Below are 5536 nucleotides of genomic sequence, written 5' to 3'. Positions count from 1 at the left end.
GAACGACAACACCGCCACCGTCATGGGTTCCGCCGTGGCCGCCCTGCTGATCGGCGGCGCCGGAACGATCGTTCTGCGCCGCCGCCACAACGGCCGCAGCAACGGCTGATCGTCACCCCGTAGCCGAACAGACCGCAGTGGCGCCGCCCGGGTGAAGGGCGGCGCCACTGCGGTCTGTTCGGCTACGGGGTGACGATCAGCCGTTGCTGCGGCCGTTGTGGCGGCGGCGCAGAACGATCGTTCCGGCGCCGCCGATCAGCAGGGCGGCCACGGCGGAACCCATGACGGTGGCGGTGTTGTCGTTCGCCGCACCGGACGGCTCCTCACCGGCGGCGACTCCGCCCCGGGGCGCGACCGACGGGACCTCCGACGGAACGGCCGTCGGCTCGGCCGGGGCCGGCGAGGGGCTGTCGCCCGCGGCCACGCCGCCCCGCGGCAGCTCGGACGGGGTGGCGGTGGAGGGTGCCCGGGTCGGGGCGGCGGAGGGCTCGGAACTCGGCGACGCGGGTACGACCGACGGCGTGGCCGTGGGCGTGGGCGAGGAGTCGGCGAACGCCGCGGTGGCGGGTACGCAGACCGCGCCGACCGCGACAGCGGTGAGGACGGCGGTACGCAGAGACGTACGCAGGGGCATGAACATGGCTCCGTTCCAGGTCGGCCTCGACGGCGCCGCGATGCGGGAGCGCACCGCGGCGCGAGGCGTGCCGACAGGCTGGCGCGAAGTTATGAAGAAGCTGTCAGAACGCTGTGGTCATCGCATCAGGGCTGCCCGGGGCCGTCCGCGGAACCGGCCACGGGGGCGCCTTCCGGCCGGTCGGCCGGAAGACGCAGGGTGAACACCGAGCCCTCGCCCGGCACACTGGCCGCCGTCGCCGTGCCACCGTGAGCCTCCGTCAGTTTCCGTACGATCGCCAGCCCGAGCCCGCTGCCGCCCGTGCGACGGCTGCGGGACTTCTCACCGCGCCAGAAGCGGTCGAAGACGTGGACGAGGTCCTCGGCCGGGATGCCGGTGCCCGTGTCGGCCACGTCCACGTGGACCGCGTCGCCCGACGCGGAGCCGTACGCGCGCAGGGTGACCTGCCCGCCGGACGGGGTGTGGCGCACCGCGTTCGAGACCAGGTTGCCGATGGCCTGGCGCAGCCGGACGGGGTCGGCCGTCAGCCCGGGTACGGGGCGGTCCGGCGGTGACGGCGGCACCGTCAGGGTCACCCCGGCCGTCTCGGCGCGGGCCTGGTGTGCGGCGGCGACCTGGCTCAGCAGTTCCTCGATCCGTACCGGCTCCGCGTGCAGCCGCAGGGCGCCCGCGTCGGCCTGGGCGAGGTCCTGGAGGTCGTCGATGATGTGCTGCAACTGCACGGCCTCCTCGTGCAGGGAGGCGATGAAGGCCGGGTCGGGATCGGCCACCCCGTCCTGCGCCGCCTCCAGCCAGCCACGGATGTTGCTGAGCGGGGTGCGCAGCTCATGGGCCACATCGCTGACCATGGCCTTGCGCTGGGATTCCAGCTGTGCGCGGTGGGCGGACATGTCGTTGAACGTGGCGGCGAGCCGCCCGATCTCGTTGTCCGCGGCGACCCGCACCGGTGCGGTGTCCTCCCCGTCCCGCATCCGCTGGGCGGCGCCCGTCAGGGCGCGCAGGGGCCGGACGAGCCGGGCGCCGACCAGCACCGAGGCGCCGACGGTGAGGGCCAGGACGAGGGCGGCCGCGCCGGCGATCCTGGCGGTGTTCGCCGGGGAGAGGTCGAAACCGGGGACGGTGGTGCCGCCGGTGTCGCTGATGAAGAGCAGGGCGGGCGAGGCGACGTACGAGCTGAGCTGTTCCCGGCGCGCGGTGCCCACGCAGGAGGCGATGGCCCGGTCGTCCTCGCCGGTGCCGACGGCGGTTGCGGGTGCGGCGCTCGGCATGACGCTGGGCGTCTCCGTCGGCGTCGTGCTCGGCGCGGCTTCCGGTTCGATGCCGGGTGCGGTGCGCGGCGCCTCGGTCGGCGGCATGGTGGGGACCGCCGTGGGCACGGGTTCCGCGCTCTGCCCCCAGGAGAGGTCGAGTTTCAGGTGGACGCCGCTGCGGTCCTGACGCTTCAGACAGGCGTCGGCCAGCTGGTTGAGGGCCTTCAGCGCCTGCTTCTCGGTGGCCGTCGGCGCGTCCAGGGCTTCGGTGGTGCAGCGGGTTCCCTGAATCCGTTCCGGGTCGTTGCCCACCACCTGGATCACCGGGCGTCCGCTCTCGGTCCRGACGACGTCCGAGGCGATCCCGGCGTCGCTGAGGCAGGCCACGCCCCGGTCCGCGATCTGCCGCAACGCCGTACGCTCCGTGGCCGGCAGCCGGAACGGCCCGACCGCTCGCGGATCGACCCGGTCCGCAGGAGTGCCGGACGGGCCCGCGTTCTCGGCGGCCAGCGCGGTGTCCACCGACAGCGGGTCCACGATCGCCGACGCCTGGGCGGGCAGCGCCGCCGCCCTCTCCGGGGCGGCCGAGTCGGCGAGCGGCGTGCGCTGTTGGGTGGTCAGCGCGATCCGGCGGCCGGACTGCTCGGCCAGGTCGCGCACGGTCTCGGCGACACCGTCCCAGGTGGGATGAGCCGCCGCGTAGCCGAGCAGGCTGTGGTAGATCCGGGCGTCGGCGGTGAGGTTCTGCCCCTGCTCCTTCAGGATCGCGCCGGACGTCGTCTGGACCGCGAGCCAGGCCGTGGCGGCGACCGAACACGCCGCCACCAGAGCCGATACGGCCAGCAGCCGGGCGAACAGGCTCTTGCGCAACGGCAGGCGTGCCGACGACGCCCCGGACTCCGGCGCCGCTCCGCGCGTTCCGCGCCGTGGGCGCCCCTCGCTACGACGACGCACGGGCCGTGGCCTTCGCCGGGTCGGTCAGCTTGTAGCCGACACCGAAGACCGTGAGGAGCCGGGCGGGCCGGCGCGGCGCGGGCTCGATCTTCTTCCGCAGGTTCATGACGTGAACATCGACCGTGCGGTCGCTGATGTACCGGTCGAAGCCGTGCAGCTCGGCGAGCAGTTGCTGGCGGGTGAAGACCCGCTCGGGCTCGGCCGCCAGAGCGGCCAGGATCCTGAACTCGCCCGGAGTGCATTCCACCGCCTCGCCGCCGACCGACACCACGTGCCGGGTGGGATCGACCACCAGGGTCCCCACCGTCAGGACGGCCGTGTCCGCCGGAGCGGTCTCGCCGGTGTCCGACGCGCGCCGGCTGCGGCGCAGGAGCGTGCGGACCCGGGCCATCAGTTCGCGCGGGCTGTACGGCTTGGTCACGTAGTCGTCCGCACCGAGGTCGAGGCCGAGCAGCAGATCGTCCTCCGTGGAGCGGGCCGTCAGCATCAGCACCGGCAGCTCCCGGAGCTCGGCGCGCAGGACGCGTACCACGTCCAGACCGTCGGCACGAGGCATCATCACATCGAGGACCAGCAGGTCCGGCTCCCGGTGCCGGACCGCGTCGAGGGCCGCGAGGCCGTCGCCGACGACGGTGACGGCATGCCCCTCCCGTTCGAGGTAGCGGCGGAGAAGCTCCGCCTGTTTCGCGTCGTCCTCGGCGATGATCACATGTGCGCACACGCGTCCGATCGTAGAGGGGTTCGAACGGAGGGTGTCGACCTCTTGCCGGGAGGCCCGGTGAACTGCTCTTGTGTACCCGCAGGTAACCGGAGTGGGCGGCGGACGCGCGGGCGGCGTTCGGAAGGGCGGTGGCGCAGTGGAGCCGAACGCGGGACGGGACATGTGTGGAGTGCTGCCCGAGGGACTGGCCGACGCGATACGCACGACGGCCGAGGAGATCGCGGAGCTCTTGCGCACCGCCCCCGACACCGGAGCTCCCGTACCGGGGCTGACATGGACGGTCGGGGAGGTGGCGGCCCATCTCGCGCAGGCCAACGCGCTGATGGCCGACGTGGCGGCCGGACACCCGAGGTCCCACGGCGACGGCAGCCCGCAGAGCATCGCCGCAGCCAACGAGGAGGCGCTCGCGGCCTTCGGTGAGCGCGCGACGGAACCCCTGGCGGCGATGATCGTGGCGCAGGCCGCCGCCTGCCTGGACGCGGTGACCGGACATCCCGCGGACGAGACGCTGATGACACCGATGGGCACGATGAACCGCGCGGTCCTCGTCTCGTACCTCCTCACGCACATGCTGGGCCACGGCTACGACCTGGCCCGTGCGCTGAAGCGCCCGCACATGGTCGACGCCGACCGGGTCCGTCTGACGCTCCCGTTCATGATCCATGCCATGCCGCGGGTGACCGAAGCCACCACCACGGCAGGGCTGAACACCCGCTACGCGGTACGGCTGTGGGGCGGCGGCCGTTTCGGCGTGACGTTCACCGACGGAACGGCGGCCGTGGGCCACGAACTGCCGGACCGCCCGGACTGCACGATCTCCATCGAGCCGGTCGCGTTCCTGCTGATGGCGCTCGGCCGCAGCTCGCCGGTGGGTGCCATGGCCCGGGGACGCGTCTTCGCCTGGGGCCGCAAGCCGTGGCTCGGGCCCCGGTTCCCCGCGTACTTCACGGCGCCCTGAGGACGCACGGGCGCGACCGGGCGGCGCGCAGCCTACGAAGCGCTGTTCTCGTGCGACTCCATGAGCTCCTGGTGCGCGGCCACCACGTCCTCGGTGAGCACGGTCACCATCTCCGCACGGGTCGGCGTGCTGTCGGCATGCGTGGCGTACAGCCGTAGATCCCGTTGCGCGGAGGCCTTCTGGCACAGCTCCCGGGCGAAACGGGCGTTGCCCACCGTGTCGGCCATCCCGCCGTCCACGATCGCCGAGCAGAACGTCCCGAGGACCTCGACCGCCCCTTCATCCGGTTCGTCGCCCTGGGAGGCCAGGACGGCGCGGGCGATCAGGACCAGCTCCTGCGCGGAGTAGGACGGGAAGTCGACCCGCGTGGTGAAGCGCGAAACGAGCCCCGGATTGGCGGCGAGCAGACCGGCCATCTCCTCGCGGTACCCGGCGAGCACGACGACGAGCCGGTCCCGGTCGTCCTCGGCCCGCTTCAGGAGCACCTGCAACGCCTCGTCACCGAACGCGTCGCCGCCGCTGTACCCGCTGTTGGACAGGGCGTACGCCTCGTCGATGAACAGCACCCCGTTCAGCGCCGAATCGATGACCTTGCTGGTCTTGATGGCCGTGGACCCGAGGTGCTGCCCGACCAGGTCGACGCGCTGGGCCTCGATCACATGCCCCGAACTCAGCAGCCCGAGCCCGGCGAAGACCTTGCCGATGATGCGGGCGACGGTCGTCTTGCCCGTGCCGGGCGGACCCGCGAAGACGAAGTGCCGGGGCCGCGCCCCGCCGGGAAGCCCCTGCTCCTCACGGAGCGCGGCCATGCGCAACTGGGCGATCAGCGTGAGTACCTGGCGCTTCACCGGCTCCAGGCCGATCATGCCGTCGAGCGACTTCTGCGCCTCGGCGAGCAGCCGGGCCCGCGCCTCGGCGTCGGGCTCCGCGCTGTCCGTGCCCCCGGGAGGAGTCGGGCCCGCGCCCGGGGCCGACTCCTCCCGGGGGCACGGACAGCGCGGAGCCCGACGGAGCCCGAC

Annotated in this window: 6 protein-coding genes; 2 read left to right on the top strand and 4 right to left on the bottom strand. The window is 73.2% G+C overall.

Annotated elements, in window-relative coordinates; genetic code table 11:
- The coding region (locus tag EAO72_RS43920; RefSeq protein WP_148022497.1) for an LPXTG cell wall anchor domain-containing protein at positions 1 to 109 on the top strand (109 nt) is incomplete at its 5' end.
- A gap of 87 nt (positions 110 to 196) precedes the next feature.
- On the opposite strand, the gene EAO72_RS41145 is transcribed toward EAO72_RS43920, so the two are convergent.
- From EAO72_RS41145 to EAO72_RS41135, 3 genes are all read right to left on the bottom strand, one after another.
- Positions 197 to 634, bottom strand: coding sequence for a hypothetical protein (locus EAO72_RS41145; protein WP_148022496.1), 438 nt, complete (start codon positions 632 to 634; stop codon positions 197 to 199).
- A 125-nt stretch (positions 635 to 759) separates the two neighbouring features.
- Positions 760 to 2838 carry a sensor histidine kinase gene (locus tag EAO72_RS41140; RefSeq protein WP_410090567.1) on the bottom strand — a complete coding sequence of 693 codons (2079 nt, stop codon included), beginning with the start codon at positions 2836 to 2838 and terminating at the stop codon, positions 760 to 762.
- The gene (locus EAO72_RS41135; protein ID WP_261991877.1) at positions 2825 to 3559 is read right to left on the bottom strand and encodes a response regulator transcription factor; all 735 of its coding nucleotides are present in this window, start codon (positions 3557 to 3559) and stop codon (positions 2825 to 2827) included. Before EAO72_RS41135 ends, EAO72_RS41140 begins: the two co-directional genes overlap by 14 nt.
- Positions 3560 to 3719: 160 nt before the next feature.
- On the opposite strand from EAO72_RS41135, the gene EAO72_RS41130 reads away from it, so the two are divergent.
- Positions 3720 to 4517, top strand: a complete 798-nt coding sequence (locus EAO72_RS41130) for a maleylpyruvate isomerase family mycothiol-dependent enzyme (protein WP_148022495.1) — start codon at positions 3720 to 3722, stop codon at positions 4515 to 4517.
- 32 nt (positions 4518 to 4549) lie between these two features.
- Here EAO72_RS41130 and EAO72_RS41125 read toward each other — a convergent pair.
- The coding region (locus EAO72_RS41125) for an AAA family ATPase (RefSeq protein WP_148022494.1) at positions 4550 to 5536 on the bottom strand (987 nt) is incomplete at its 5' end.

The organism is Streptomyces sp. OR43 (assembly GCF_008042275.1).
GTDB lineage: Bacteria > Actinomycetota > Actinomycetes > Streptomycetales > Streptomycetaceae > Streptomyces.
The sequence above is the reverse complement of the archived record's forward strand: the minus strand, read 5'-3'. Positions and strand labels throughout refer to the sequence as shown.